Here is a 23,501-nt window from a genome sequence, read left to right on the forward strand (position 1 = left end):
GCGTCAGTCTAGCCCTCCCGTCCGCAGCGGTGCGGCGTTCAGCGTCCCTAGCGCCCGCGTCACATCGCGCGTGAGGCGTTCGAGGTGAAAGGCGTCCCCGGAAGCCCGCTCCACCGTGCCGCCTTCGCCCACCACCAGCAGCGCCAGCACCCGCCCGCCCGCATGACGGACAAAGACGCCGGGGTGCCCGCGCAGCGCGTCCCGGTCGGTTTCCGGCAGGGTCGCCCAGGCGGGGGCCGTGTCGGTCAGGCCCAGGTGAGCCGTCGGAAGGTTTCTTGCGTTCAACTCGCCCTCCAGCCACGCCACTGCCTCCGGCCGCCCGCCGATGAGGCCCTGTTCGATGTGGGGCCGCCGCAGGTTGTAGCGGACAGGCCGCCCGTCGCGCCGCCGCAGCTCGCCCCCCACCGCCAGCACCAGCGCGTGCCCCGCCGCGATGTCCCACTCGCTGCGCGGGGACATGGTAAAGGTCACGTCCGCCTCGCCTCCTGCTATGCGCGCCAGCTTGAGGGCAATCGAGCCGCTCGGCACCATGCCGGGGAGGTCGTGGCGGTGCAGTTCGCGCCGGAACTCGGTGTCCGACACGCTGACCACGTACCCGGCGCGGTCGCTGAAGCCTGCCGGTTCGCCATTCTTCGTCACGCCCCCGCCGACCACCCCGGCGAACAGTTCATCCCGCGCGGGGGCGTACACCACGCCGAGCACGGGTTCGCCCCCCACCGCGAGGCCGATGCTGACGGCGTAGTCGGGGCTGCCCGTCGTGAACTCCTTCGTGCCGTCGATGGGGTCCACAATCCAGACGCGCGGTGCGTCCAGCCGGGCGGCGTCGTCCACCGCTTCCTCGCTCAGCAGGCCGTCGGTGGGAAAGGCGGCCCTCAGCCCCGCCAGAATCAGCTCGGACGCCTCGCGGTCGGCGGCGGTCACGGGGTCGTCCGCCGAGGTCTTGTGCTCCACGGTCAGCCCGCGCGCGAGGTGTGTTCTGAGAAGCTCGCCCGCCTCCTGCGCGAGCCGGACAGCGACGGAAAGTTCATGGTCCAGGGTCATGCAGGGGAGGATACGGGAGAGGGGAGGGGGGCAGAAGGCAGAAGGCGGATGGCAGAATGCCCGAAAAGCCATCTGCCTTCTGCCTTGAGCCATCCGCCTCCCTCCCTCCCTCCCTCCCTCCCTCCCTGCCTAGTTCCCCCGCGTTGACCGCGTGAGGGTGCCCCGGCTACACTTGCCCGCATGACCGCAGCGCACGTGAACAACGTGAATGATGATCCCTGCTAGGGGACGTCTCGCCGCACGCCGCGCCCCCGACCCTTCAGAGGAGTCGGGGGCTTTCCCGTTAAAGGAGACCCAGACCGTGACCACCGCCGCAACCTCCCGAATTGAGCGAACGCTGACCCGCGACCTGCCCCGGTTTGAAGGGCAGACCGTGAAACTGCAAGGCTTCCTGCACGCCCGCCGCGACCTGGGGGGCGTGCAGTTTCTGGTGCTGCGCGACGTGAGCGGCGTGGCGCAGTGCGTGGGCGCGGGGCTGGACCTGCCCCTGCCCGAGAGCAGCATCGAGGTCGTGGGCCGGGTCAAGGCCCATGCCAAGGCCCCCGGCGGCTTCGAGGTGCAGGTGGAAAGCCTGCGCGTCCTGTCCCCCGCCGTGGAGCCGCCGCCCGTCGAGATCCCCAAGATGGAATGGAATGTGAACCCCGAAACGCTGCTGGACTACCGCGTGGTGACGGTGCGCGGCCTGAGGGAACGCGCGGCGCTGAAGGTGCAGGCCGAACTGGTGGCGGCCTTCCGCGACCACCTGACGCAGGAGGGCTTCACGGAAATCAGCACGCCGAAAATCGTGTCGGCGGGGGCGGAGGGCGGCGCGAACCTCTTTCCCATCGACTACTTCGGCCAGCCCGCCTACCTCGCGCAGAGTCCGCAGCTCTACAAGCAGATCATGGTGGGCGTCTTCGAGCGCGTCTTCGAGGTCGCGCCGGTCTACCGCGCCGAGGAACACGCCACCTCCCGCCACCTCAACGAGTACCTCTCGCTGGACGTGGAGATGGGCTTCATCGAGTCCGAGGAGGACGTGATGGACCTCGAAACGCGCGTCCTGGCGGCCATCATGGCCCGGCTGAGGGAACGCACCCAGAGTGAGCTGGCCCTCTTCGGTGCGGAACTGCCCGAGGTCTCGACGCATATCCCCCGCATCACGCTGCTGGAGGCCCGCCGGCTCGTGACCGAGAAGTACGGCCACGCCGTCGGTGGCAAGGACCTCGACCCGGAAGCCGAGAGGTTGCTCAGCCAGCACTACGCCGAGACGGAAGGCACCGACTTCGTGTTCGTCACCAAGTACCCCCGCGCCGCCCGGCCCTTCTACACCCACGCCGACCACCGCCCCGACGGCAGCCTGAACCCCGACATCACGCGCGGCTTCGACCTGCTGTTCCGGGGCATCGAGATCACCTCGGGCGGCCAGCGCATCCACGAGTACGCCATGCTGCAAGACTCCATCGCGGAGTACAAACTGAATCCCGACTCGCTCGCGGGCTACACCGAGGTCTTCAAGTACGGGATGCCCCCCCACGGCGGCTTTGCCATCGGGGCCGAGCGCCTGACCGCCAAGCTGCTGGGCATCAGCAACGTGCGCTATGCGCGGGCGTTTCCGAGGGACCGGCACCGGCTGACGCCGTAAGGGGCGGATGGCTCAAGGCAGAAGGCGGATGGCTTTTCGGGCCATCTGCCATCTGCCTTCTGCCATCATCACCCGCATGGAACAGTTCGCCCAGTTCACCGTCAGCGGCCAGCGCCTCTACGGCATGTTGCACGTTCCCGAGGGCGAGAAACCCTCTTCCGGCTGGCCCAGCGTCATCATGCTGCACGGCTTTACCGGCAACCGGCTGGAGGGGCACCGCATCTTTCCGCTGTTTTCGCGGTATCTGGCGGCGCGCGGCGTGGCGAGCCTGCGCTTCGACTTCCGGGGCAGCGGCGAGTCGGAGGGCGACTTCAGCGAGATGACGGTGAGCCGGGAGGTGGAGGACGCGGAAGCCGCCTTCGACTACGTGCGCGGCCTGCCCATGCTCGACCCCGAGCGGGTGATGGCGCTGGGCTTCAGCCTGGGCGGGCTGGTCGCGGCGCTGGCGGCGGAAAAGGTGCGGCCCCACCGCCTCGCGCTGTGGGCACCCGCGTTGCCCGAGCTGTGGCTGCCGCTGCTGCGTGGGGGGTACGCCCCGCCCGTCATCCTCGACCACGGCGGCTGGCCGCTGGGACGCGCTTTTTTGCTGGAGCTGCCGCGCCTCAGGCCGCTGGAGGCCGCCGCCCGCTGGGGCGGGGTGGCCCGCGTCTTCCACGGGGACGTCGATACGGTCTGCCCACCCGAGTGGGGGGTGCGCTATGCCCAGGCCCTGGGCTGCGATGCCGTCGCCATCCCCGGTGCGGGCCACACCTTCGATTCGCTGGACGCGGTGGACCTGCTGTACCGGGAGACGGGGCGCTTCTTGCTGGGGATGTGAGGGGGCCGAAGCTCTGAGCCGTAAGCTGGCCTCCGCGCACTTCTTCAGGGCGGCGTCACCCCTGGCCCCTACACTGCCCGGATGTCCGCCCGTTCGCCGTGGCCTGTACTGCTCGCCCTCCCGCTGGGCTACCTGCTGGGGTGGTTTCTGTACGGTATCGCTGCCCCCGCGCTGCTCCTGACGGTCCTGGGCGCGGCCCTGTTGCTCTCCGTGGTGGCGGGCCGGGGGAGGGGGGTGGCAGGCTTCCTCCGCCTGTTGCTGCTGCTGCTCCTGTCGGGCGTGATGGCTGGCGTGGCGGGGGGCGTGCTGACGCTGTTCGCGTTCGTGACCTCGCCCGACAATCCGCTGCCGGTGGGCCTGCCGCAGGCTCTGGTCGCCGCCGTCCTGGGGCTGGCCGTGGTCCTGGCATGCGTGTGGCTGTTGCGGCGGCTGGCGCGGTCGGCACCGGAGGGGGCACGGGCGACCAGCCCGGCGGCCCCCTGGCTGCTGGTGGCGGGGGTGCTGCTGTTCGCCTTCTTTCCCGCGGTGCGGGTGGATTGCCGGGGCATGCAGGCCGATTCCTTCCTGAGCTACAGCAGCGGCTTCAGCGGCATCTCGGCGGCCCAGAGTTACTGGGCCAGAAAACCGCACCTCATCCCCAACCGCGCCCAGCTTCCCGCCGACTTCGGGGTGGACAGCGTGCGGGCCAGCGTCACCCGCTGCTTTCAGGACGCAAGGGGCAGGCCGCGCCCACTCTCCTTCCGGGCGAGTGCACCGCTGCTGGTTGTTCACCTGATGGAACGGGTGCGACCGGGAATGCAGAGTTACGCCGCCGTCTTCACGCCCGGCGACCACCGCAAGCTCACGCCCTGGATGCGGGCCGAACCTCCCTACGGCCAGCTCCGCCCGCACAAGCCCTACTTCTTCCCCGGCTGGGTGGTCTACCCGGAGTTGCCCACGCTGCCGCCCGCCCTGGCGCGTGAGCTGGAGCGGTGAGGGCCGGCCCTCACTTCACCGTCTTGGGCCGCAATGTGTTCACCTGGGCGGCGGTTTTCCTGTCCTGGCGGACCTTGGCGAGTTCGGCGGGGGTCAGGGGTTTCTGTCCCTTGGGGAACCTGTTGCCCCAACTGGTGCTGACGTAATTCAGGAGGGCGGCCAGCTCGGCGTCCTTCAGCCTCCCGAAGGCGGGCATAACCCCGTTGTAGGTCTGCCCCTTCACGCTGATCTTGCCCTGGAGGCCGTACAGGACGACGTGTTCGAGGTAGGCCCGGCCCCCCGGAGCGGCCAGCAGCGCGCCCACATGACCCGCGAGCGGTGGGAAGGCACCGGGGACACCCTGTCCCGTCGCCTGATGGCAACCGGCGCAGTTGCTGGTATACAGGGCCTTGCCATCGGGGGCGGCCGCCGCGGCGGCACCGGCCAGCAGGAAGGCGAGCGAGAAGACGGCCTGTTTCATGGGGTTCCTCCAGTGCAGAAGCAGAACTTGAGGCGAACGCAGGCTGACCCTGCCAGTCTACCTGACCTCCCGGTCGGGGGCGGGAGAAGGGCAAGGGGACGTGAATGCCCTGTCTGTCTCGCCATTCCTAACGGGCGTTTGTTAGACTGTTCCCGCAGATGACCCAGCCTGATACCCGCGCCCCGGCGCAGCCTGCCCCTGCCCAGGACACCTGGGCGGACGCCCTCGCGCGCCTCGCCGCCGACCAGCAGAAGGTGCGTGCCGGCGGCGGCCCGAAAGCCCAGCAGCGCCAGCACGACAAGAACCGCCTGACCGCCCGCGAGCGCATCGCCCGCCTGGTGGATGAGGGCACCCCTTTCGACGAACTGATGACCTTCGCCGGGTACGGCATGTACGAGGACGTGGGCGGTTGCCCGTCGGGCGGCACCGTGACCGGCATCGGCAGCGTCGCGGGCCGCCCCTGGATGATCATCGCCAACGACGCCACGGTGAAGGCCGGGGCCTTTTTTCCCATCACCGCCAAGAAGGTGATTCGCGCGCAGACCATCGCGCTCGAAAACCGGCTGCCGGTCGTGTACCTGGTGGACTCGGCGGGCGTCTACCTGCCCATGCAGGACGAGATTTTTCCCGACCAGGACGACTTCGGGCGGGTCTTTTACCTGAACGCCCGCATGAGTGCGAGGGGGATTCCGCAGATCGCCGCCATCATGGGCAACTGCGTGGCGGGGGGCGCGTACCTGCCGGTCATGTGCGACACCCTGATCATGACCGAGGGGTCGGGGCTGTACCTGGCGGGTCCGGCGCTGGTCAAGGCCGCCATCGGGCAGGTCGTGGACTCGGAAGAACTGGGCGGCGCGGACATGCACGCCTCCATCGCCGGCACCGTGGACTACAAGGAACCCGACGACGAGGCGGCCCTGAAGCGCGTCCGTGCCCTGGCCGGCATGTACGCGGAGGGCGAGGTCGCGCCCTGGGCGAAACGGCGGGCCGAGGTGAGAGCCGCCCCCGAACGCGACCTCACCGAACTGGTGAGCTTCGACGGCAGCAAGACCTACGACGTGCGTGACCTGATCACGTCGCTGGTGGACGGCGGCCCGGAAGGAGAACCCAGCTTCCATGAGTTCAAGCCCGAATACGGTCAGACCATCGTGTGCGGCTTCGCGCGGGTGGGCGGCTACCCGGTGGGCTTCGTGGCGAACCAGCGCACCGTCATCAAGAAGAAGCTCAAGTCGGGCGGCGAACCCGGCCTGCGCACCCGCATCGAGGTCGGCGGCGTGATCTACGGCGACTCCGCCGACAAGGCCGCCCGCTTCATCCTCGACGCGAACCAGGCGGGCGTGCCGCTGGTCTTTCTCTCCGACGTGACCGGCTTCATGGTGGGCCGCGACTCCGAGCAGGAAGGCATCATCCGCCGGGGCGCGAAGATGGTGAACGCCGTCAGCAACAGTGTGGTCCCCAAGATCACCATCATCACGGGCGGCTCCTTCGGCGCGGGCAACTACGCCATGAACGGCAAGGCCTACGGCCCCCGTTTCCTCTTCGCGTGGCCCAGCGCCAAGTACGCCGTGATGAGCGGCAGCGCGGCGGCCAAGACCCTGCTCGACATCCAGCTCGCCGCCCTCAAACGCAGCGGCCACGAACCCGACGACGAGGAGTTGCAGCGCCTCTACGACGAGGTCAAGGCCAAGTACGACACCGAACTCGACCCCCGCTACGCCGCCGCCCGCCTGTGGGTGGACGAAATCATCCCCCCCAACGACACCCGCGAGCGCCTGATTCGCGCCCTGGAAGTCTGCGCGCAGAACCCGCAGCAGGAAGAACTCAAGGTGGGCGTGTTTCAGGTGTGAGGGGCAGAAGGCAGATGGCACAAAGCAGAAGGCGAAATAGCCTCGCCGCCCATTCTCTGCCTGCCCTTTCCGGTTCTGCCCTCAGCTCAGTCCCCCTCTTTTAAGCCATTGGCCATCCGCCTTCTGCCATCCGCGTACCGGAGGTACTCCCCATGACCAGCACCCTCGTCCGCCCCGTATCCGACGACCAGCGCACCATCCTGTCCGCCCTCCAGAGCTTCCTGAAGAACAAGGTGGCCCCCGGTGCCGCCGAACGTGACCAGACCGGCGAGTTTCCCTTCGACCTCGTGCGGGAACTCGGTGAGATGGGCGTAATGGGCGCGCAGACGCCCGAGGCGTACGGCGGCTCGGCGCTAGATACCGCCACCTTCGCCATGATCATCGAGGAAATCGCCGCCTACGACGGCAGCCTGTGCCTCACGGTCGCCTCGCACAACTCGCTGTGCCAGGGCCACATCATCCTGGCGGGGACCGAGGCGCAAAAAGCGAAGTTCCTGCCCGACCTCGCCAGCGCGCGGAAGCTGGGGGCCTGGGGCCTCACCGAACCCGGCAGCGGCAGCGACAGTGGCGGGATGCAGTCGCGGGCCGCAGAGCAGCCGGACGGAAGCTGGATTCTGAACGGCTCCAAGAACTTCATCACGCAGGGCAGCGTGGGCGGTACCTACGTCATCCTTGCCCGCACCGACGCCCCGCGCCCCGGTAAGGGTAAGAACGACGGCATCAGCGCCTTCGTCTTCAACCGCGACGAGGTGCAGGGCTTTTCCATCGGGCGCAAGGAGGACAAGCTGGGCCTGCGCTCCAGCGACACGGCGCAGCTCATCTTCGAGGACATCCACCTCCCGGCCGACGCGCTGCTGGGTGAGCGCGGCAACGCCTTCAAGGACGTGATGCGGGTGCTGGACGGCGGGCGCATCGGTATCGGCGCGATGGGGCTGGGGCTGGGGCGTGCGGCCTTCGAGTTCGCGGCGCGGTACGCGATGGAGCGCGAGCAGTTCGGAAAGCCCATCGCCATGAACCAGGCCATCGGCTTCAAGCTGGCCGACATGGACACGCAGCTCGACGCCGCCCGCCTGCTGCTCCGCAAGGCCGCCGACCTCAAGGACGCGGGTGAGAACTTCACGGTCGCCGCCGCGCGAGCCAAGCTGTTCGCCACCACCGTCGGCGTGCAGGCCTGCGACGACGCCATCCAGATTCTGGGCGGTTACGGCTACATCAAGGAATACCCGGTCGAGCGCTACTGGCGCGACAACCGCCTCACCCGCATCGGTGAGGGCACCGACGAGGTGCAGCGCCTCGTGATCAGCCGCGACGTGATGGGCCGCTTCGGGCAGTGAAGCTGTGAGCCGTGAGCTATGAGCTATGAAAAGGATGGCTCAGGCAAAAGCAGGTGCCTCCGGGTGCTGGTTCATAGCTCATGGCCCATCGCTCATCGCCCCCGCCGGGGCCGGAACCGCCCAACGGTGAAGCCTTCGTAACCTTCGGTGCATCTGCCCCGGCCCGGCCCCTCTACACTGGGGCCATGAAGGGCCTGCGCGAGTTCGTTGACTGGCTGCGGGAGGTGCTGAAAGGTTCCCCCCAACCCCAGCCGGTGCCCATCCCTGTCCGCGTGCGCGACCGGCGCTGACCAGGGCTTCCATCACACCTTTTTCGTCCACCCCGGCGGGTGGGCGTTTTTGTGGGGCGGCGGCTTTTGGCCAGTGGCCCAACTCCTCTACCATACCCCGCCCGGTGAGGGTTCGCTGTGGCCGATTCGCCTGACTTTTACCTGACGGCCACCCTAGAGTGAACTCCCGGGGCAAGCAATCCTCCGGGAGAAACGGAAAGAGGTGAAGCCGTGCATATCTACAAGCTGTCAGGCCGGAACGTGGACGTCACCGATGCGATGCGCGATTACGTGGAGGAAAAGCTCACGCGCCTGGACCGCTTCAGCGACCAGATTACCGACGCGCGCGTGGTGCTGACCCACCGCGACGTGCGGGACGCCGGGCGGCGCAACCGCGTCGAGGTGCAGCTCAATGTGCCCAGCGGCATCATCCGCGCCGAGGAACATCACGCCGACATGTACGCCGCCATCGACCGCGCCTCGGACGTGCTGGAGCGCCAGCTTCGCAAGTTCAAGACCCGGTACATGCGCCACCGCCAGGAGGCCCTGCCCCAGCCCGAACCGGGCCTGGCCGAGGCGGACGTGAATGCCGGCCTGGACGAGGACGTGACCGAATTCCACCCCGAGATTGTCCGCACCAAGCGCTTCGACGTGCGCCCCATGAGTGCCGAGGACGCCGTCACGCAGATGGAGGCGCTGGGCCACGACTTCTACGTCTTCCGGAACATGGACACGGGCGGCTGCGGTGTGGTGTACCGCCGCCGTGACGGGCACTACGGCCTGATCGAACCGAGCTGAGGCAGGCAGGCGGGGGCAGGGGGGAGGTGGACGTGCCCCTGCCCCCGCCTCATGGCTCTCTCACTCGCCGGGACGCTTATCCCGCCGCATCTGCTAGGCTGGGGTGTTCATGATCGCGCACGTGATCAATCCCGGATCGAGCAGCGTCAAACTCGCCTGCGCCGATATTCAACCCAGCGAGAACGCGGCCCTGCCCGGCCAGTTGCGCGTGACCCTGACCCGTGCCGAGGTGCCCCTCGACGGCCCCCCCGGCGAGCAGGATCTGGACACCCTGACCCGCGCCGTTCTGCACGTCAGCGCCGACTGGCCCTCGCCCGACGCCGTGGTGGCGCGGGGGGGCTGGCTGGGCCGGGTCGCGGCGGGCACGTACCAGGTCACGCCGGAGCTGGCCCACTATGCCCTTCAGGAGGGCCGCGACGGGCTGGGCGGTGCCCTGGCCCTGCGGGTGGGGGAGGCGCGGGGGGTACCCGCCTTCGTGGTGGACCCCCAGAGCGTCAACGAGCTGCTGCCCGAGGCGCGCGAGACGGGGGTGAAGGGCGTGGTGCGCGAGGCCCGCTTTCACGCGCTGAATGCCCGCGTGGTGGCCCGCCGCGCCGCGCACGAGGTCGGCAAACGCCTGCAGGATGCCCGCGTGGTGGTGGCGCACCTGGGGGCGACCACCAGCGTCACGGCCTTTGACGGGGGCCGCGCCATCGACACCACCGGCACCGGCCCCGATGGCGGCCCGCTGGGGGCGAGACAGGCCGGACCGCTGCCCACCACCACCCTGCTGCGGCTGGCGGCCGAGCATTCGCAACCCGAGCTGCTGCGCCTGCTGTCGGCGGGCAGCGGCTTCCTGGGCCTGACTGGCACGGCGAACCTCCGGGAAATGGAGGGCCACGAGGTCACGGACCCCGAGGTGCAGGTCGCTGTCGCCGCCTTCGTGCATCAGGCGTGCAAGGCGATTGGCGAGCAGTGCGGGGCGCTGACCGGACGCCCGGACGCGCTGGCGATCACGGGCGGCGCGGCCCGCTGGGACGCCGTGGTCGACCGCATCGAGCGCCGCCTGAGCTGGATCGCCCCGGTGATCATCGTGCCGGGCGAGCTGGAACTCGAAGCCCTGGCCGAGGGCGTGGGCCGCGTGCTGCTGGGTCTGGAACAGCCCCGCGACTGGACGCCCCCGCCGGACGGTCATGCCTGAGATGGGAAGTGCCTGACATGGCCCGCCGCCGCCCGCCGCGCAGCGCCCCCGAACCCATCCGCGCGACCAGCATGTGGCGGGTGGATCAGGTGTTTCTCGCCCGCCGGGGCCAGCGTATCGAGGTGACCTGCTCCCTGGTCAACGACCGCGGCGGCCTGCGCAACCTCAGCGTCGTGGCCCCCACCGAGGACCCCCGCGAAGCGCTGCGCCATGCCGCCCGCCACGTCGCCGGCAAGGGCAACGTGAGCAGCGCCCGCCAGGCTCGCGTCCGCTGGACCCGCGAGCAGTCCACCACCCTGCAGGACGAACTCATCCGCGCAACTGACCTGGAGGACGACTTTCAGGACGCCTTCGAGGACACCCTGCAAGAAGTACGCGACCGGATGCGCTGAAAGCGGCACAGGAGAAAAGAAGCGGGCGGGTGTGGGGTGTAGACAGGGGAGGCGAGAGCTTTTGCGTTCTCGCCTCCAAGGGAGGGTGCAGAGCCGCACATAGCACAACAAAAAACCCCACCTTGCGGTGGGGGACTTGGTTGCAGGGACAGGATTTGAACCTGCGACCTCCGGGTTATGAGCCCGACGAGCTACCAGACTGCTCTACCCTGCGTTACCTCTTGCGCTTTCGCGAACCTGCGTTCTTCCGGCGCTCAGGAATAGTAGCTCGGGTTCGGGATTCTGTCAATGCCCAGTGGTGCAAGCGGTAGGCTGGGGCGTGACCGGCACCGGGGAGACGAACCTCAGCGAGACGGGAGCGCGCAAGCTGCGCCATCTGGAAGCTTGCCTGCTCCCGGAGAGCCAGTACGCGCGCGTCACCACTGGGCTGGAGCGGGTGCCCTGGCCGTACCGCGCCCTGCCCGACCTGGACCTGGAAGCGGTGGACCTCTCCACGCCGTTCCTGGGCCGGATGCTGCAAGCCCCCGTGCTGATTGGCGCGATGACCGGCGGGGCGGAGCGCGCGGCACTGATCAACCGCAACCTCGCTGCCGCCGCGCAGCGGCTGGGCCTGGGGATGATGCTCGGCTCGCAGCGGGTGATGCTGGAGCATCCTGCCGCCGCCGCCAGCTTTCAGGTGCGCGACGTGGCCCCCGACGTGCTGCTCGTCGGGAATCTGGGGGCCGCGCAGTTCGGCCTGGGTTACGGCCCCACCGAGGCCGAGCGGGCGGTGCGGGCAGTGGGGGCCGACGCCCTCGCCATCCACGTGAACCCCCTTCAGGAGGCGATGCAGGCGGGGGGCGATACGCGCTGGTCGGGCCTGGCCGCGCGGCTGACGGAGGTGGTGTCGGCGCTGCCCTTCCCCGTCCTCCTCAAGGAAGTCGGGCACGGGCTGGACGCGGCGACCATCCGGACGGTGGCGGGCGCGGGGTTCGCGGCGCTGGATGTGGCCGGGGCGGGGGGCACGAGCTGGGCGCGGGTGGAGCAGCTCGTGCGGTACGGCGAGGTTCGCGCGCCGGACCTGTGTGAGGTGGGCCTTCCGACCGCGCGGGCGCTGGTGGAGGCCCGTCACGCCGCGCCTGGTGTGCCCCTGATTGCCTCGGGGGGCATTCGCACGGGGCTGGAGGCTGCCCGTGCACTGGCGCTGGGCGCGCAGGCCGTCGCGGTCGCCCGGCCCCTGCTGGAACCGGCGCTGGAGAGTGCGGGGGCGGTGGAGGCGTGGTTGGCGCGGTTTATCGGGGAGTTGCGGGTGGCGCTGTTCGTGGGGGGATTCGGGAGTGTGGAGGCAGCGCGGGGTGGGGTGGAATTTCCGGGGTGAGGTGGGGTTTTTGGGGCAGGGCATCTTGTAGCGAGCTTCCCCCCGCCCCCCCAGCCCCCCTACCCCCCACCGGGGGGCAGGGGGGAGCGGCGCTGCGCTGGGCAAGGGGGTTCCTTGCGTTGGAAGGGTTGCCAGGCTTTGCCCCGGTTTCCCGCTGGTCGCCAGGCCCAGCCCGCCGGGCGGCCTCGGGCCTTGCGGCCCGAACGGCTCCTCTTCCATGCCCGTCTGCTTGAAGGGTGGGACTTGGGTGGCGGCTCCAAAGTTGAAAAAGCAGGGAGGGCGGGAGCTTTTGCTTGTTAAGGTGCAAGTTCTTGCCTCCCGCTCAGCGCTGGCTCCCTCACCCCACTGCCACCCGCTCTACCCTCGCGCCCAGCCCGGTCAGGACCTCGTATTCAATCGTGCCGCCCCAGGCCGCCGCGTCCGTCACGGTGAGGCTGCCCGGTCCCCAGACCTCGGCCCAGTCGCCTACGCGGACCTTCAGGCCGGTCACGTCCACCATCATCTGGTCCATGCAGATGCGGCCCAGGACCGGGCGGCGCTCGCCCTGGATCAGGACGTGGGCGCTGCCGGTGGCGTTGCGGGGGTAGCCGTCGGCGTAACCGATGCCGACAGTGGCGACCAGCGTCTCGCGCCCGGCCCGCCACAGCCCGCCGTAGCTCACCGTCTCGCCGGGGTGGACGGTGTGGACGTGGGTCACGCGGGCCTGAAGGGTCATCACCGGGGTAAGGGGGGCCACGCCGCGCAGATGCGAGGGCGCGAAGCCGTAGGCGGCGAGGCCGGGCCGCGCCAGGCTCATGCCGGGGAGGGGACCCAGGCTGAGGACGCCGCCGCCGTTGGCCGCGTGGGCCAGCACCGGGGGCAGGGCGGCGAGGACCGTCTGAAAGCGGGCGAACTGCTCGTGGGCAAAGCTCAGGTCCGGCTCGTCGGCGGTGGCGAAGTGGGTGTAGGCCCCCTCCAGCAGCCCCCGCTCGGCCAGGCGCTGGCCGATGCCTATGGCCTCCTCGGGCCGCGCCCCCAGGCGGTTCATGCCGGTGTCCACCTTCAGGTGCGCGCGGGCGTGGGGCGGCAGGGCATCCGCCTCCGCGACCGACGCGACGGGCAGGCGCACGCCCAGGTCGGCCAGCGGGCGCACCTCCTCCGGGGTGGGTGGCGTGAGCAGCAGGATGGGTTTGCCGGGGTTCAGGGCGGCGAGGGCGGCGGCCTCGCGCGGCATGGCGACCGCGAAGCCCCACACGTCGGGGTGGGGGGCCGCCAGGCGGGTCACGGCCTCCATGCCGTGGCCGTAGGCATTCGCCTTGACGGGCAGCAGCAGCCTGGCCTCCGCCCGCCGGGCCAGGGCCGTGAGGTTGCCCCGCAGGGCGGACTCGGAAATCAGGGCCTGCGCGCGTGCCAACATCGCCCCGCATGGTAGCGGCTGAGACGGTCTGGCACTGGGCCTGTCTGGTGGGCCTGCCTGACGCGCGGAACTGCGGCGCGGGAGGCCCGTGTATCCTGACGGGCAGTGAACACGCGACCTGCCTTCCTCCCCCTGCCGGTTCCCTCCCGCGCCGGACTGACCCGCGCCGCGCTGCTGCTGGCCGCCCTGGCGGGAGCGCCCGCCCTGGCGCAGACGGGCGGCATCCTGCCCCTCGTGTCGGTGGGGGAGAAGTGGCCGCAGGCCCAGGAAACCTACGTGATTCGCGTCTCACCGCAGGATGCCGGCAAGCCCCTGGGGCTGGAGGTCTACAGCCCCACCTTCAACCTCGCGGACTACGTGGACGGGCGGCGGGGTGAGGGGTACTTCGGGGACGAGCTGTACAAGAAGAACGAGCCGTTCGAGACGACCTTCACCCTGGTCGGGCCGGGGGGCACGGTCGCGGAGCGGCGCTTTTCGGCCAACCGCGAACACACCTGGGAAAGCCTCTTCGCGGGAGGGCTGCCCGCCGGCACCTATACCCTCAAGGTGACCAGCCGGGGTGACGGCAAGAACTCGTTCGCGCTGCGGACGGCGGCCCCCTTCGTGCTGGAGACGAGCGACTTTTCCGTCAACGCCCGCGACACCGAGCAGACGCCCCTGCTGGCCGCCCGCCTGAATGTGCCCGCCGAGTGGGTGGGCAAGACGCTCGCCGTCCTGAACTACGACGTGGACGGCCCCCAGGAGGCCGAGACCTGGGTGGTGCAGCCGGGCGGCAAGCGCGTGAACCTCACCACCAGCGACAACGGCAAGTCGGCCACCGACCGCTTCACCCTCACCCCGGAGCAGGTCGGGGAGTGGCAGGTCTTTATCCGCGTGCTGCCCACGACCCGGCAGTATTCCAACGCCATCCGCTACTCGTTCCGGCTGAACGACCAGCCCATCACCGCGCGGGTGGGCGGCTTCACCCCGCCCGGCAACGTGAAGCTGACGAACCAGCTGCTGGTGGACGTAGTGGACCCCCAGGGTCGCCCCATTCCCGGCGCGAGCTACACCCTGGTCGGGGACAGCGTGGTGCGGCCCGCGCTGCCGGGCGGGTACGTGCCGGTCAGCAGCAGCATCCTCACGGGCACCGGCAACATCGTCTCGCCCACCGAGGTCCGCTATCAGCCCGGCTTCAACAAGATTCGCTTCGTGGCGCGGCCTCCCGAGGGGCAGCTCACGGTGGAGGCGGTGGCGGTCTACGGCGACCAGCGCCTGCCGCTGACTGGGATTCCCTTCGAGGTGGCGGGCCGCACCCTCACCACGCCGGGCACGCTGCCGCTGGCCCCCGGCGACTACCCGGTCACGCCCTCGGCCATTCCGGGCAGCACCTTCGCGCCGCCGCTGCCGGGCCGGGTGCCCGACGCCGGCACGGGCAAGGTCACCATCGAGTACCGCGTGCAGACCGAACTCAGCCTGGTGACGGCCCCCGACATCCTGAACGCCTGCGACGTGACGCAGCTCACCGCCACCGCCAAGACCGATTTTCCGTACCGCCTGCCCGCGCGGCTGAAGCTCAACCTGCCGGCCGGGTGGACCAGCGACTACCCGCTGGAGGTGCCCGGCGAGTACAGCGGCGGCACACCCCTGCGGCTGAAGGTGCCGGTGCGCGTGTGCCGCAGCGACACCGCCGAGGCCGTCCTCGACCCCATCGACCTGCGGACCACCGGGCAGGCCCGCGTGCGCAATCCGGGCGGCGCGAACGTGACCCGCACCGTGCAGGGCGGCGCGCGCGCCACGCTGGGCAAGAGTGTGGAACCGGCCGCCCAGGGCTACACCGTCACCCTCACCTTCACAGTGGACAGCACGCTGGAAAACGTGCGCCTGCTCGACCCGCTGCCTGCGGGCGGCAGCACCTCGGCCGTGCGCGGCCCCCTGAACGTGCAGGGTCCCAGCCTTGCCGGAGTCAACGCCCGTGCCGACGGCGACACCATCATCCTGGCGCGGGTGATTCCTGGCACCTACACCCTCACCTACACCCTGCTGACCGACCAGCCCGCCGACCGCGTGGTGACAGCCCCCGACCTCGACTGGTAAGCCACTCCGACACCCAATCCTGAGCTTTGTGAGAAAAGCCGCCCTCGCCCGGCGGTTTTTCGACTATTCTGTGGGGGATGAGAAGGTTCTGGCTCCTGCCCCTGGCCGCCGCGCTGCTGAGCGCCTGCGGCAGTCTGGCCGGGCTGCCCGCGCCCACGGCGGGGGACCTGCTGGCCGCCCCCACCGCCCTTCAGGTCACGGGCCGCAGCCTGCGGGCCACAGCCACCTCCACCCTGGACGGCAACGCGCTGAACGTGAAGGTGCTGGTGCAGGCCAGCCGCGCGCCCCTGCCGCCGCTGACGGTGACGGGCGTGTATCTGGTCACTGAAGACGGCGTCTGGAACGCTGCCGCCACCCGCAGCGACCGCCAGAGCTGCGGTGCCGATGCCTGCCTTCAGGGCAGCGGGAGCGGCATGGCACGTGGCCTGCGCCCCGGCGAGGGCGTGCAGGTCGTGGTGAGCCTCAAGGACAGCCGGGGCCGCACCCTGTGGCTGCGCGACGCCCAGGCGAACATCGGGCGGAACTGAGCGCCTGAAGCGGCGTTCCCCATTCGGCCCGGAAGGCCCAGAAAGGTTGAACGGCCTTTCTGGGCCTTTCCTTACTCCTCCACCGTCACCACGCCGTCGCGGACGCGGAGCGTGTGGTCGGCCAGCGCCGCCACCTCGCGGTCGTGGGTAATCAGGACCACCGTGCGGCCTTCACGCGCCTGGGCGGTGAGGAGGGCCAGCACCCGCTCCCCGGTGTGCGAGTCGAGGTTGCCGGTCGGCTCGTCGGCCAGCAGCACGCGCGGATTGTGGGCCAGAGCGCGGGCGATGGCGACCCGCTGCGCCTCGCCGCCCGAGAGTTGGGCGGGCAGGTGTGAGGCCCGTGCACCCAGCCCCACCTCCTCCAGCAGGGCCAGCGCCCGTTCGCGCCGCTCCCGGCGGGGCAGCCCGGCCAGCGTGAGCGGGAACTCCACGTTTTCCAGCGCGGTCAGAATCGTGACGAGGTTGTGGTTCTGGAACACGAAGCCGTAGTTTGCCAGCCGGAAGTCGGCGCGGCCCGCCTCCGACAGCCGGTGCAGGTCGGTGTCGCCCGCCAGCACGCGGCCGGTGGTCGGGCGGTCGAAGCCCGCCAGCAGGTTCAGCAGCGTGCTCTTGCCGCTGCCCGACGGGCCGACCACCGCCGTCAGGCCCGCTGGAAAGCGGTGGGTGAAGGGAGAAAGCGCCGTGACGATGCCTTCCCCGCTGGGATAGATGCGCGAGAGGTCCTCGACCTGAAGGAAGGAGGTGCCGTTTGGTAGCGGGCCGGTCATCAGACCCGCCCCAGGGCTTCGGTGATGCTCAGGCGGCTGGCGCTGCGGGCCGGGAGCAGGCCGGACACCAGCCCCAGCAGCAGGCTGATGCCCAGCGCCAGCAGCGTGAGGCGGGGGGTGAGGGCCGCCGCGTCGATGCCCGCGAGGTGCTGCGTGTAGGCATTCACCGCCGCGATGCCGCCCAGCCCCAGCAGCAGGCCGCCCAGCCCGCCCGCCAGCGCCAGCAGCAGCGATTCGGTCAGCACCAGCGCCCGCACGAAGCCGGGCCGCGCCCCGATGGCCCGCAGGGTGCCGAACTCGCGGGTGCGCTCGAACACGCCCATCATCACCGTGTTGGCGACGGCCAGCCCGCCCACGATCAGGGCAATCAGGCTGATGCCGAAGCGCACGGCGTCGCTGATGCGCAGGGCGCGGTCCACGAAGGACAGGAAGTCCGACTGCGTCTGCGCCTCCAGGTTCAGCCGCTTTGAGAGCGTCTCCGCGACTGTTCTGGCGTTCCTGGGGTCGGCCAGCTTCAGCGCCACCAGCGACACCCGGCCCTCGGCCCCCTCCGCCCGTTGCAGGGTGCCCAGCGGCAGAAAGATGAAGTTGTCCACCAGGCCAGAGGCGGGGGCCAGCACCCCGACCACCTTCACCCGGTGGCGGCGGTTGAGGTTCAGCGTGGAGCCGAGACCCAGGTGCAGGTTCGCGGCGGCCTTGGCCCCGATGACGGCCACGCCCTGGCCCTCGTCCGCCGCGCCCAGGGTGCGGCCCGCCGCCGCCCGCGTCCGGGGAAAGACGGCCCCCACGCCCTGCGCCGCGGGGAGGCCGTACAGCACCGCGCTCTGCGAAACGTCCAGGCTGCCGCGCACCGACATCACCACCGGGGTCACGGCGGTGATGTCCAGGTCCGGCGCGAGCCTGCGGATGTCGCCCACCACCGACTCGGGCAGGTTGGGCTGCGGCGCGAAGCCCTGATTGAAGCCGCTCAGGCTCACCTGCACGTCCGGGCCGATGCCCCCCAGTTCCGCCGTGAAGACCTTGCGAATCCCCTCGCCCAGCGAGAGAAACACGACCATGCTCGCCACCGCCACCGTGATGCCCAGCGCCGTCAGCAGCGTCCTGACGGGCCGGCGTGTCAACCCCCGCCAGGCCAGCCCCCCCACGTCCCATCCATTCACGAGCTACACGCTACGCCGCGCCGGGCGGGAAGAGGGCGGGAAAGGCTGCGGTTGGCAGTGGGGAGATGAGAGCAGCCCCCTACTTCCCGCGGTTCAGCACCCGGCGCAGGCCCACGCTGAGCGCGGCGGCGGCCAGCGAGGTGAGGGAGCGCGTCTGCCGCCCCAGCAGCCCGGCCCCCAGGGTCCCGGCAGCCAGCAGCCGCGCAAGGCGCACGCGCTCGGCAGACACACGCCTGCTCGCGTCGTCGCTGCGGCTGCGCACCTCCTCCGGGGCCAGCAGCACGCCCACGAGGCCCAGCGCCGCGAGGGCGAGCAGGTCCGCCGGGAGACTGCGGCCCTGACCGCGCTGGCCCGCCGGGAGCAGGGCCGCCGCGCCCGCGAGGCCCGCCGCGGGCCACGAGGCCTGCACCCCGTCGGCCTGCTGTGCCGACAGGGCCAGCGCCGCACCGGGCACCAGCGCCGCAACCCGCTCTCCCGCCCGCGCGGCCAGGGCCGCCTGTCCGGCGAGCGCCGCCACGTCGAGGGGGCTGGGCGGGGGGCCGACCGTGGCCGACAGCAACCGCAGGCCGCTCAGCACCGCGAATTCGGCCCGCAGGTCCGGCTCGCCCCCCAGCAGGGCCGCCAGCGCCGCGAGAGGAAGCGCGGCGTTCGCGGTGTCGGGGTGGTCCGGGTCGAGTTCCCGCGCCGTCGACCAGGCCAGGAAGCCCGCCGCCCCCACCCCCAGCGCCGCCCCCCAGGCCCGCCCGGACAGCCGCGCGGCCAGCACGCTGACCCCGGCCCCGCCGCGGCAAAGCGGTTGGAGGTCAGCGAGAAGTCCAGCGGGCGGGGCAGCGCCGAGGGGGGCAGCGGGGACGTGGCAGCGGCGCGTGTCATGCCTGCACCGTACCCCCACCCCTGTCCCGCAGCCGCATCTTCAGGAAACGCTCAAGGCCGCCGCACGGGGCCACTTCGCTCAGGTCGTGTAGTCCGCGTTGATGCTCACGTACTCGGCGCTCAGGTCGCAGCCCCAGGCCTCGCCCGCCGCGTCCCCGGCCCCCAGGTCCACCTCGAAGACGACCTCGGGCGCGTTCATGCTGTCGCTCACCCGCGCGGCGTCATAGGGGAGGGGCTTGCCGGCAAAGACGGGCGTGCCCTGCACCGTCACCCTCATCCCCTCGACGTTCACGGCGGCCCCGCTGCGTCCCACCGCCATGATGACGCGGCCCCAGTTGGGGTCGTTGCCGTGCACGGCGCTCTTGAGCAGCGGGCTGACGCAGCAGGTGCGCGCGGCGGCCAGCGCCTCGGCCTCACTCCGCGCCCCCGTGACCCGCACGGTGAGCAGCTTGGTCGCGCCCTCGCCGTCGGCGGCAATCTGGCGGGCCAGGTCGCGCATCACGCCCTCCAGCGCGGCCAGGAACTCCGCGAGGTCCACCTCGCCCGCCCGCCCGTTCGCCAGGACCATGGCCATGTCGTTGGTGCTGGTGTCGCCGTCCACCGTGACCGCGTTGAAGGTCCGGGCCACGATGCCGGGAAAGGCTGCCCGCAGCGCCGCCTGGTCCACCCCCGCGTCGCTGAAGGCGAAGGCGAACATCGTCGCCATGTCGGGGTGAATCATGCCGCTGCCCTTGGCGGTGCCCACGATGCGCGCGCCGGTGCTGAGGGTCGCTTCCGCGGTCTTGGGGCGCGTGTCGGTGGTCATGATGGCAGCGGCGAAGGGGGCGGCTTCCCGGCTCAGCCCGTCCGGCAGGTGTTCCACACCGCCCAGCACCCGGTCCATCGGCAGCAGGTGCCCGATGATGCCGGTGCTGGCAGTCAGGACGGCCCCCGCGTCCACGTTCAGCACGCTGCCCAGGGCGTCCGCGATGGCGGCGTTGTCCCGCGCCCCCTGCGCCCCGGTCGCCGCGTTCGCGTTTCCCGCGTTCACGACGAGTGCCCGCACCGGCCCGCCCCGCGCATACACCTCGCGGTTGCGGGTCACGCAGGCGGCGGCCGTGGTGCTGCGCGTTCCCGCAAAGGCCCAGGCGCACTCCGCGTCACTCGCCACGCAGCTCAGGTCGGTTCGGCCGCTGGGTTTGATGCCCGCCGCCAGCGCGGCGGCGCGGAAGCCCCGGGGAAAGGTCAGGTCCGTCTCGGTCATGGGGGCATGGTAGCGGGGTGAGCGCGGCGGCGGTTCGGGCCTGTCCTCGCTGGCCTCCCCTCACTGGCCGTCGAACACGGCGGGGAAGAGCGTGCGGACGTTCCGCAGCACGTTCCTCTCTGCCCAGTAGGGCAGTCCTGGCGTGGCGTTGCGGACCAGAAAGCGCCCCGGCTCGCTGACGGTCATCACGGCGTTCCAGCCCGCCCGCAGGGTCAGGTCGTACTCGGTGCTCAGGCCCGTGCAGCGGCCACGCAGGGTGGCGGCGCGGTCGCTGTAGAGCCACTGCGCGCGGCGGGTGGGGTCGGTCGGATGGTCCGCCTGGGTCAGGAAGGTGGCGGTGTTGCGGCCTGCCTGGTAGACCATCAGCGCGTCGGCGGCGTAGGTGCGGGGTTCGCTGGGCACGCTGCGCACACCTGGGCACAGCCGGGCAGGCGTGACCGGAGGCCGGAACGATTCGGGAATAGCGATGCTGAAGTCCGCCCCTTGCAGCCGGCCGATGCCGATGATGCGGCCCCCTGCCAGATTCGTGAGCAGTACCAGGACCCGGTCCTGGCCCAGATGCCGCTCGATGGGCACGAGGTTGCGGATATGACCCTCGATGCCCACCGCCTGGCCCGCGGGGGGCAGGACCATAGCAGCCCCCAGGGTCAGGAGCCCGGAAATGCGGCGGGTACGGCGCAGCAGGCAGGGGGCCATCGACGGTGCAGTCACGCGCTGAACTTTAGAAAAGCTTCATCAGCCCGGCATCAGGGAAAAGGGCGGCTGCATCACCTGCCCCCGCGGCCCTGGCTGACCCCCAGATGACTTCTTCTCGCACACTCCTCACCCGCCCTTCATGGCTGGGCCGGGGGCGGGCAGGTAGGGTGGGGGGGATGAAGAAAGTGATGCTCACCCTGGCGGCGGCGGTGCTGTCCGGCGCGGCCCTGGCCGTGCCCGTCAAGCTGCCGACCATCCCGGTGATTCTCGAACCCAATGCGCGCCTGCTGACGCTGACCGACGCCGGCATCACCAAGGCGTTCCCCTCGGCGGCGGGCCGCCCGGACGCGGTGTTTCTGACCGAGGACCGCAAGGTGACGGTCGCCTTCGAGTGGCGCGAGGGCAAGCTGGCCCCGAATCAGGTCAATGATCTGGTGGCGCAGTTTCCCGCCGTGATCCGCGCCCAGGTACCCAACATCAAGACCCTCAAGGCCAGTCTGGTCCAGATCGGCAACACGCCCTGGGCACAGTTCGTGTTCACCACGCCCGGCCAGGGCGACGACCTGCGCCGCGAGCTGCTGATGACCAGCGCGCTGGGTCGCATCCTGGTCGTGACCATCGCCGGGAACGTGAAGGACTACAGCCGCAACGAGGCCCTGATCCGCACCTTTGCCGACAGCCTGCGCGTGAACTGAGCGCCGCGCCCCTCCCGGCCCCGCACCTTCCGGCTGACTCCCCGGTCCGGAAGACGCGGGGCTGCCTTTTGCACAAAGTCTATTGTGGCCCCCGGAGCAGGTCGCCCGGCCCGGCCCCGTAGAATGGGCCGCGTGCCCCAGGTTCCTGACCCGTCTCTGCTGGATGCCCAGGTTCCCGGGAACCCGCGGGTGCTGGCCGTTCGCAGCGGCATCCAGAGCGAGGTGGGCGAGTGGTGCGGCCAGCCGGTCTTCATCAAGACGCTGCTCACCGACGACCCGCAGACCGCCCTGCGCTTTGACCACGAGGGGCAGATTGCCGCGAGCCTGAAGCATCCGCTGGTCGTGTCGCTGCTGGCACGGGAGGCGGGCCGCCTGATCTTTCCGCTCGTCCCCGGCATCACCCTGCGCGAGCGGATCGAGGCTGGCCCCCTGACTCCCGCCGAGGGGGTGGACGTGGCGGCGGGCCTGCTGCGGGCGGTGGCCCACCTGCACGAGCGGGGTGTCACCCACCATGACCTCAAGCCGGAGAACGTGCTGCTGGCCGGGGGCGACGTGCGTGGGGAGCACGTTCGACTGGTGGATTTCGGCATGAGCCATTCACGGGCGTTGCCGCAGGACGTTCACAGCGGCACGCGCCTGGGCACGCCGCACTTCATGGCCCCCGAGCAGTTCCGGGGCGTGCGCGGCGACGGGCGCAGCGACCTCTATTCGGTCGGCGTCCTGCTGTTCGATGCCCTGGCCGGCCATCCCCCCCACGAGGACGCGCTGGGGTGGCTGGTCGGCCTCTCGCCGCAGTGTGCGCCCCTGCCCGGCCCCGCCGAACTGCATCCCCTCCTGCACGCGGCCCTGTCCCGCGACCCGCAGGACCGCCCGCAGACCGCCGCCGAGATGTATGCGGCGCTGACCGACGCGGCCTGTGCCCTGGGGCTGGAGGTGCCGGGCCTGCTGGACCCCGGCCCGGACGCGCCCGACCGGGAGGCCGCATGCCCCTGATCGCCTTCAGCGGCAACCGTTTTCTGGCCGAGGAGACGCTGCGCGACACCCTCGCCGCGCGTGGCCTGAACGTGCGCGACCTGCCCCGGCTCGCGGGCGAGGAGGTCAGTGCCGAGAGCGTGGGGCCGCTGCTGGCCCCCAGCCTGTTCGGGGACGGGGGCGTGGTGGTGGACCTCGCGGGCGTGAAGCCCGAGAAGGCGCTGCTGGAGCTGCTCGCCTCAGCCCCGGTCACGGTGGCCGTGCTGGACGAGACGCCGCCCGCCACGCGCCTCAAGCTGTACGACTCACGCGGCGAACATCACCCCTCGCCCGCCCCACAGAAGACCGGGGACGTGGCCGGCTGGGTGGCGCAGCGGGCCAGAAAGACCGGCCTGAAGCTGGACCGGGAGGCCGCCCTCTACCTCGCGGAGGTCTTCGGCCCCGACCTGACCGGCATCGCCGGGGAACTGAACAAGCTGACCCTGCTCGACCCGCCCCTGACCGCCGAGCGGGTGCGGCAGGTGGTGGGGCGCGAGCCGCCGGGCGATTCCTTTGCCATGCTGGGGGCGGCGACCACCGGGCGGCCCGGCGAGGCCGTCACGCAACTGCGCCGATTGCTGGAGAATGGTGAGGACCCCTTCAAGCTGATGGGCGCGGTGGTGTGGCAGTACAGCCTGGTCGCCCGCTGCCTGGCCCTGACCCAGGAGGAGGGCCGCGTCACCGAGGCCCAGGCCGCCCAGCGCCTCGGCATCAAGCCCTACCCCGCCAAAAAGGCCCTGGAGGTCGCGCGCCGCCTGAGCGAGAGCAAGATTCGCGCCCACCTCGCCCGCATCCTCGACGCCGACCTCGCCATGAAGCGCGGCCTCGACCCCGCCGTGACGCTGGAGCGCCTGATCGTGCAACTGAGCCTGTGAGGGAACCCCACTGGCAGCATGGAGCTATGGGGTAGGGGAGGCGGTGCCTGGGCGTCGAGAAGTCCAGAAGTCGAGGGGTCGAGAAAGGAAC

At 70.8% G+C, this 23,501-nt stretch carries 22 protein-coding genes and 1 tRNA gene; 14 read left to right on the forward strand and 9 right to left on the reverse strand.

The window, feature by feature from the left end; genetic code table 11:
• Positions 1–3 precede the first annotated feature (3 nt).
• The gene (locus tag ABEA67_RS01920; protein WP_345460051.1) at positions 4–1,041 is read right to left on the reverse strand and encodes a 3'(2'),5'-bisphosphate nucleotidase CysQ family protein; all 1,038 of its coding nucleotides are present in this window, start codon (positions 1,039–1,041) and stop codon (positions 4–6) included.
• Between the two features lie 301 nt (positions 1,042–1,342).
• Between ABEA67_RS01920 and aspS the strand changes: the two genes are divergently transcribed.
• The 3 genes from aspS (at position 1,343) to ABEA67_RS01935 (ending at position 4,454) form a co-directional block, all read left to right on the forward strand.
• A complete protein-coding gene (aspS, locus tag ABEA67_RS01925; protein ID WP_345460053.1) occupies positions 1,343–2,662 on the forward strand; it encodes an aspartate--tRNA(Asn) ligase in 1,320 nt (439 codons plus the stop codon).
• A gap of 76 nt (positions 2,663–2,738) precedes the next feature.
• Positions 2,739–3,479: an alpha/beta hydrolase family protein gene (locus ABEA67_RS01930; protein ID WP_345460056.1), complete on the forward strand. Its 741-nt coding sequence runs from the start codon at positions 2,739–2,741 to the stop codon at positions 3,477–3,479.
• 81 nt (positions 3,480–3,560) lie between these two features.
• Positions 3,561–4,454 carry a hypothetical protein gene (locus ABEA67_RS01935; protein ID WP_345460059.1) on the forward strand — a complete coding sequence of 298 codons (894 nt, stop codon included), beginning with the start codon at positions 3,561–3,563 and terminating at the stop codon, positions 4,452–4,454.
• Positions 4,455–4,464: 10 nt separating this feature from the next.
• On the opposite strand, the gene ABEA67_RS01940 is transcribed toward ABEA67_RS01935, so the two are convergent.
• A complete protein-coding gene (locus ABEA67_RS01940; RefSeq protein WP_345460062.1) occupies positions 4,465–4,914 on the reverse strand; it encodes a c-type cytochrome in 450 nt (149 codons plus the stop codon).
• 158 nt (positions 4,915–5,072) lie between these two features.
• Here ABEA67_RS01940 and ABEA67_RS01945 point away from each other — a divergent pair, with 158 nt between their 5' ends.
• From ABEA67_RS01945 to ABEA67_RS01965, 5 genes are all read left to right on the forward strand, one after another.
• Positions 5,073–6,761: an acyl-CoA carboxylase subunit beta gene (locus tag ABEA67_RS01945; protein WP_345460065.1), complete on the forward strand. Its 1,689-nt coding sequence runs from the start codon at positions 5,073–5,075 to the stop codon at positions 6,759–6,761.
• 152 nt (positions 6,762–6,913) lie between these two features.
• Positions 6,914–8,095 (forward strand): acyl-CoA dehydrogenase family protein, encoded by a 1,182-nt coding sequence (locus tag ABEA67_RS01950; RefSeq protein WP_345460068.1) that lies wholly within the window; start codon positions 6,914–6,916, stop codon positions 8,093–8,095.
• A gap of 500 nt (positions 8,096–8,595) precedes the next feature.
• Positions 8,596–9,162 carry a ribosome hibernation-promoting factor, HPF/YfiA family gene (gene hpf, locus ABEA67_RS01955; protein WP_345460070.1) on the forward strand — a complete coding sequence of 189 codons (567 nt, stop codon included), beginning with the start codon at positions 8,596–8,598 and terminating at the stop codon, positions 9,160–9,162.
• 109 nt (positions 9,163–9,271) lie between these two features.
• Positions 9,272–10,342 (forward strand): butyrate kinase, encoded by a 1,071-nt coding sequence (locus ABEA67_RS01960; RefSeq protein ID WP_345460073.1) that lies wholly within the window; start codon positions 9,272–9,274, stop codon positions 10,340–10,342.
• Positions 10,343–10,359: 17 nt separating this feature from the next.
• On the forward strand, positions 10,360–10,734 hold the full coding sequence (locus ABEA67_RS01965; protein ID WP_345460076.1) for a hypothetical protein: 375 nt from the start codon (positions 10,360–10,362) through the stop codon (positions 10,732–10,734).
• A gap of 137 nt (positions 10,735–10,871) precedes the next feature.
• Here the strand turns inward: ABEA67_RS01965 and ABEA67_RS01970 are convergent.
• Positions 10,872–10,948: transfer RNA gene (locus ABEA67_RS01970), tRNA-Met, on the reverse strand.
• 105 nt (positions 10,949–11,053) lie between these two features.
• Between ABEA67_RS01970 and fni the strand changes: the two genes are divergently transcribed.
• Positions 11,054–12,091 carry a type 2 isopentenyl-diphosphate Delta-isomerase gene (gene fni / locus ABEA67_RS01975; protein WP_345460078.1) on the forward strand — a complete coding sequence of 346 codons (1,038 nt, stop codon included), beginning with the start codon at positions 11,054–11,056 and terminating at the stop codon, positions 12,089–12,091.
• 337 nt (positions 12,092–12,428) lie between these two features.
• Here the strand turns inward: fni and alr are convergent, their stop codons facing one another.
• Complete coding sequence (gene alr, locus ABEA67_RS01980) at positions 12,429–13,487, reverse strand: alanine racemase (protein ID WP_345460081.1); 1,059 nt, start codon at positions 13,485–13,487, stop codon at positions 12,429–12,431.
• A 105-nt stretch (positions 13,488–13,592) separates the two neighbouring features.
• Between alr and ABEA67_RS01985 the strand changes: the two genes are divergently transcribed.
• Together ABEA67_RS01985 and ABEA67_RS01990 are read left to right on the forward strand one after the other, a co-directional pair.
• A complete protein-coding gene (locus ABEA67_RS01985) occupies positions 13,593–15,563 on the forward strand; it encodes a hypothetical protein (protein ID WP_425557139.1) in 1,971 nt (656 codons plus the stop codon).
• A 77-nt stretch (positions 15,564–15,640) separates the two neighbouring features.
• The gene (locus ABEA67_RS01990) at positions 15,641–16,090 is read left to right on the forward strand and encodes a hypothetical protein (RefSeq protein ID WP_345460084.1); all 450 of its coding nucleotides are present in this window, start codon (positions 15,641–15,643) and stop codon (positions 16,088–16,090) included.
• A 71-nt stretch (positions 16,091–16,161) separates the two neighbouring features.
• On the opposite strand, the gene ABEA67_RS01995 is transcribed toward ABEA67_RS01990, so the two are convergent.
• The 5 genes from ABEA67_RS01995 to ABEA67_RS02015 form a co-directional block, all read right to left on the reverse strand.
• Positions 16,162–16,857, reverse strand: coding sequence for an ABC transporter ATP-binding protein (locus ABEA67_RS01995; protein ID WP_345460087.1), 696 nt, complete (start codon positions 16,855–16,857; stop codon positions 16,162–16,164).
• A complete protein-coding gene (locus tag ABEA67_RS02000) occupies positions 16,857–18,017 on the reverse strand; it encodes an ABC transporter permease (RefSeq protein ID WP_345460090.1) in 1,161 nt (386 codons plus the stop codon). The genes ABEA67_RS01995 and ABEA67_RS02000 overlap by 1 nt, the downstream gene beginning before the upstream one ends.
• A 79-nt stretch (positions 18,018–18,096) precedes the next feature.
• Positions 18,097–18,783 carry a hypothetical protein gene (locus ABEA67_RS02005; protein ID WP_345460093.1) on the reverse strand — a complete coding sequence of 229 codons (687 nt, stop codon included), beginning with the start codon at positions 18,781–18,783 and terminating at the stop codon, positions 18,097–18,099.
• 186 nt (positions 18,784–18,969) lie between these two features.
• Positions 18,970–20,133 carry a bifunctional glutamate N-acetyltransferase/amino-acid acetyltransferase ArgJ gene (gene argJ / locus ABEA67_RS02010; protein ID WP_345460095.1) on the reverse strand — a complete coding sequence of 388 codons (1,164 nt, stop codon included), beginning with the start codon at positions 20,131–20,133 and terminating at the stop codon, positions 18,970–18,972.
• A gap of 60 nt (positions 20,134–20,193) precedes the next feature.
• Positions 20,194–20,766 carry a hypothetical protein gene (locus ABEA67_RS02015; protein ID WP_345460097.1) on the reverse strand — a complete coding sequence of 191 codons (573 nt, stop codon included), beginning with the start codon at positions 20,764–20,766 and terminating at the stop codon, positions 20,194–20,196.
• 239 nt (positions 20,767–21,005) lie between these two features.
• Here ABEA67_RS02015 and ABEA67_RS02020 point away from each other — a divergent pair, with 239 nt between their 5' ends.
• The 3 genes from ABEA67_RS02020 (at position 21,006) to holA (ending at position 23,410) form a co-directional block, all read left to right on the forward strand.
• Positions 21,006–21,524 carry a hypothetical protein gene (locus tag ABEA67_RS02020; protein ID WP_345460099.1) on the forward strand — a complete coding sequence of 173 codons (519 nt, stop codon included), beginning with the start codon at positions 21,006–21,008 and terminating at the stop codon, positions 21,522–21,524.
• Between the two features lie 123 nt (positions 21,525–21,647).
• Complete coding sequence (locus ABEA67_RS02025) at positions 21,648–22,517, forward strand: serine/threonine-protein kinase (protein ID WP_425557140.1); 870 nt, start codon at positions 21,648–21,650, stop codon at positions 22,515–22,517.
• Positions 22,508–23,410, forward strand: coding sequence for a DNA polymerase III subunit delta (gene holA / locus ABEA67_RS02030; RefSeq protein WP_345460104.1), 903 nt, complete (start codon positions 22,508–22,510; stop codon positions 23,408–23,410). Before ABEA67_RS02025 ends, holA begins: the two co-directional genes overlap by 10 nt.
• Positions 23,411–23,501 lie beyond the last annotated feature (91 nt).

The organism is Deinococcus carri (assembly GCF_039545055.1).
GTDB lineage: Bacteria > Deinococcota > Deinococci > Deinococcales > Deinococcaceae > Deinococcus > Deinococcus carri.

Coding starts and splice junctions, on each gene's coding strand:
- ABEA67_RS01920 (WP_345460051.1), bottom strand. CDS start 1,041: ATGACCCTGGACCATGAACTTTCCGTCGCTGTCCGGCTCGCGCAGGAG.
- ABEA67_RS01930 (WP_345460056.1), top strand. CDS start 2,739: ATGGAACAGTTCGCCCAGTTCACCGTCAGCGGCCAGCGCCTCTACGGC.
- ABEA67_RS01935 (WP_345460059.1), top strand. CDS start 3,561: ATGTCCGCCCGTTCGCCGTGGCCTGTACTGCTCGCCCTCCCGCTGGGC.
- ABEA67_RS01940 (WP_345460062.1), bottom strand. CDS start 4,914: ATGAAACAGGCCGTCTTCTCGCTCGCCTTCCTGCTGGCCGGTGCCGCC.
- ABEA67_RS01945 (WP_345460065.1), top strand. CDS start 5,073: ATGACCCAGCCTGATACCCGCGCCCCGGCGCAGCCTGCCCCTGCCCAG.
- ABEA67_RS01950 (WP_345460068.1), top strand. CDS start 6,914: ATGACCAGCACCCTCGTCCGCCCCGTATCCGACGACCAGCGCACCATC.
- ABEA67_RS01960 (WP_345460073.1), top strand. CDS start 9,272: ATGATCGCGCACGTGATCAATCCCGGATCGAGCAGCGTCAAACTCGCC.
- ABEA67_RS01965 (WP_345460076.1), top strand. CDS start 10,360: ATGGCCCGCCGCCGCCCGCCGCGCAGCGCCCCCGAACCCATCCGCGCG.
- alr (WP_345460081.1), bottom strand. CDS start 13,487: ATGTTGGCACGCGCGCAGGCCCTGATTTCCGAGTCCGCCCTGCGGGGC.
- ABEA67_RS01990 (WP_345460084.1), top strand. CDS start 15,641: ATGAGAAGGTTCTGGCTCCTGCCCCTGGCCGCCGCGCTGCTGAGCGCC.
- ABEA67_RS01995 (WP_345460087.1), bottom strand. CDS start 16,857: ATGACCGGCCCGCTACCAAACGGCACCTCCTTCCTTCAGGTCGAGGAC.
- argJ (WP_345460095.1), bottom strand. CDS start 20,133: ATGACCGAGACGGACCTGACCTTTCCCCGGGGCTTCCGCGCCGCCGCG.
- ABEA67_RS02015 (WP_345460097.1), bottom strand. CDS start 20,766: ATGGTCCTGCCCCCCGCGGGCCAGGCGGTGGGCATCGAGGGTCATATC.
- ABEA67_RS02020 (WP_345460099.1), top strand. CDS start 21,006: ATGAAGAAAGTGATGCTCACCCTGGCGGCGGCGGTGCTGTCCGGCGCG.
- ABEA67_RS02025 (WP_425557140.1), top strand. CDS start 21,648: ATGGGCCGCGTGCCCCAGGTTCCTGACCCGTCTCTGCTGGATGCCCAG.
- holA (WP_345460104.1), top strand. CDS start 22,508: ATGCCCCTGATCGCCTTCAGCGGCAACCGTTTTCTGGCCGAGGAGACG.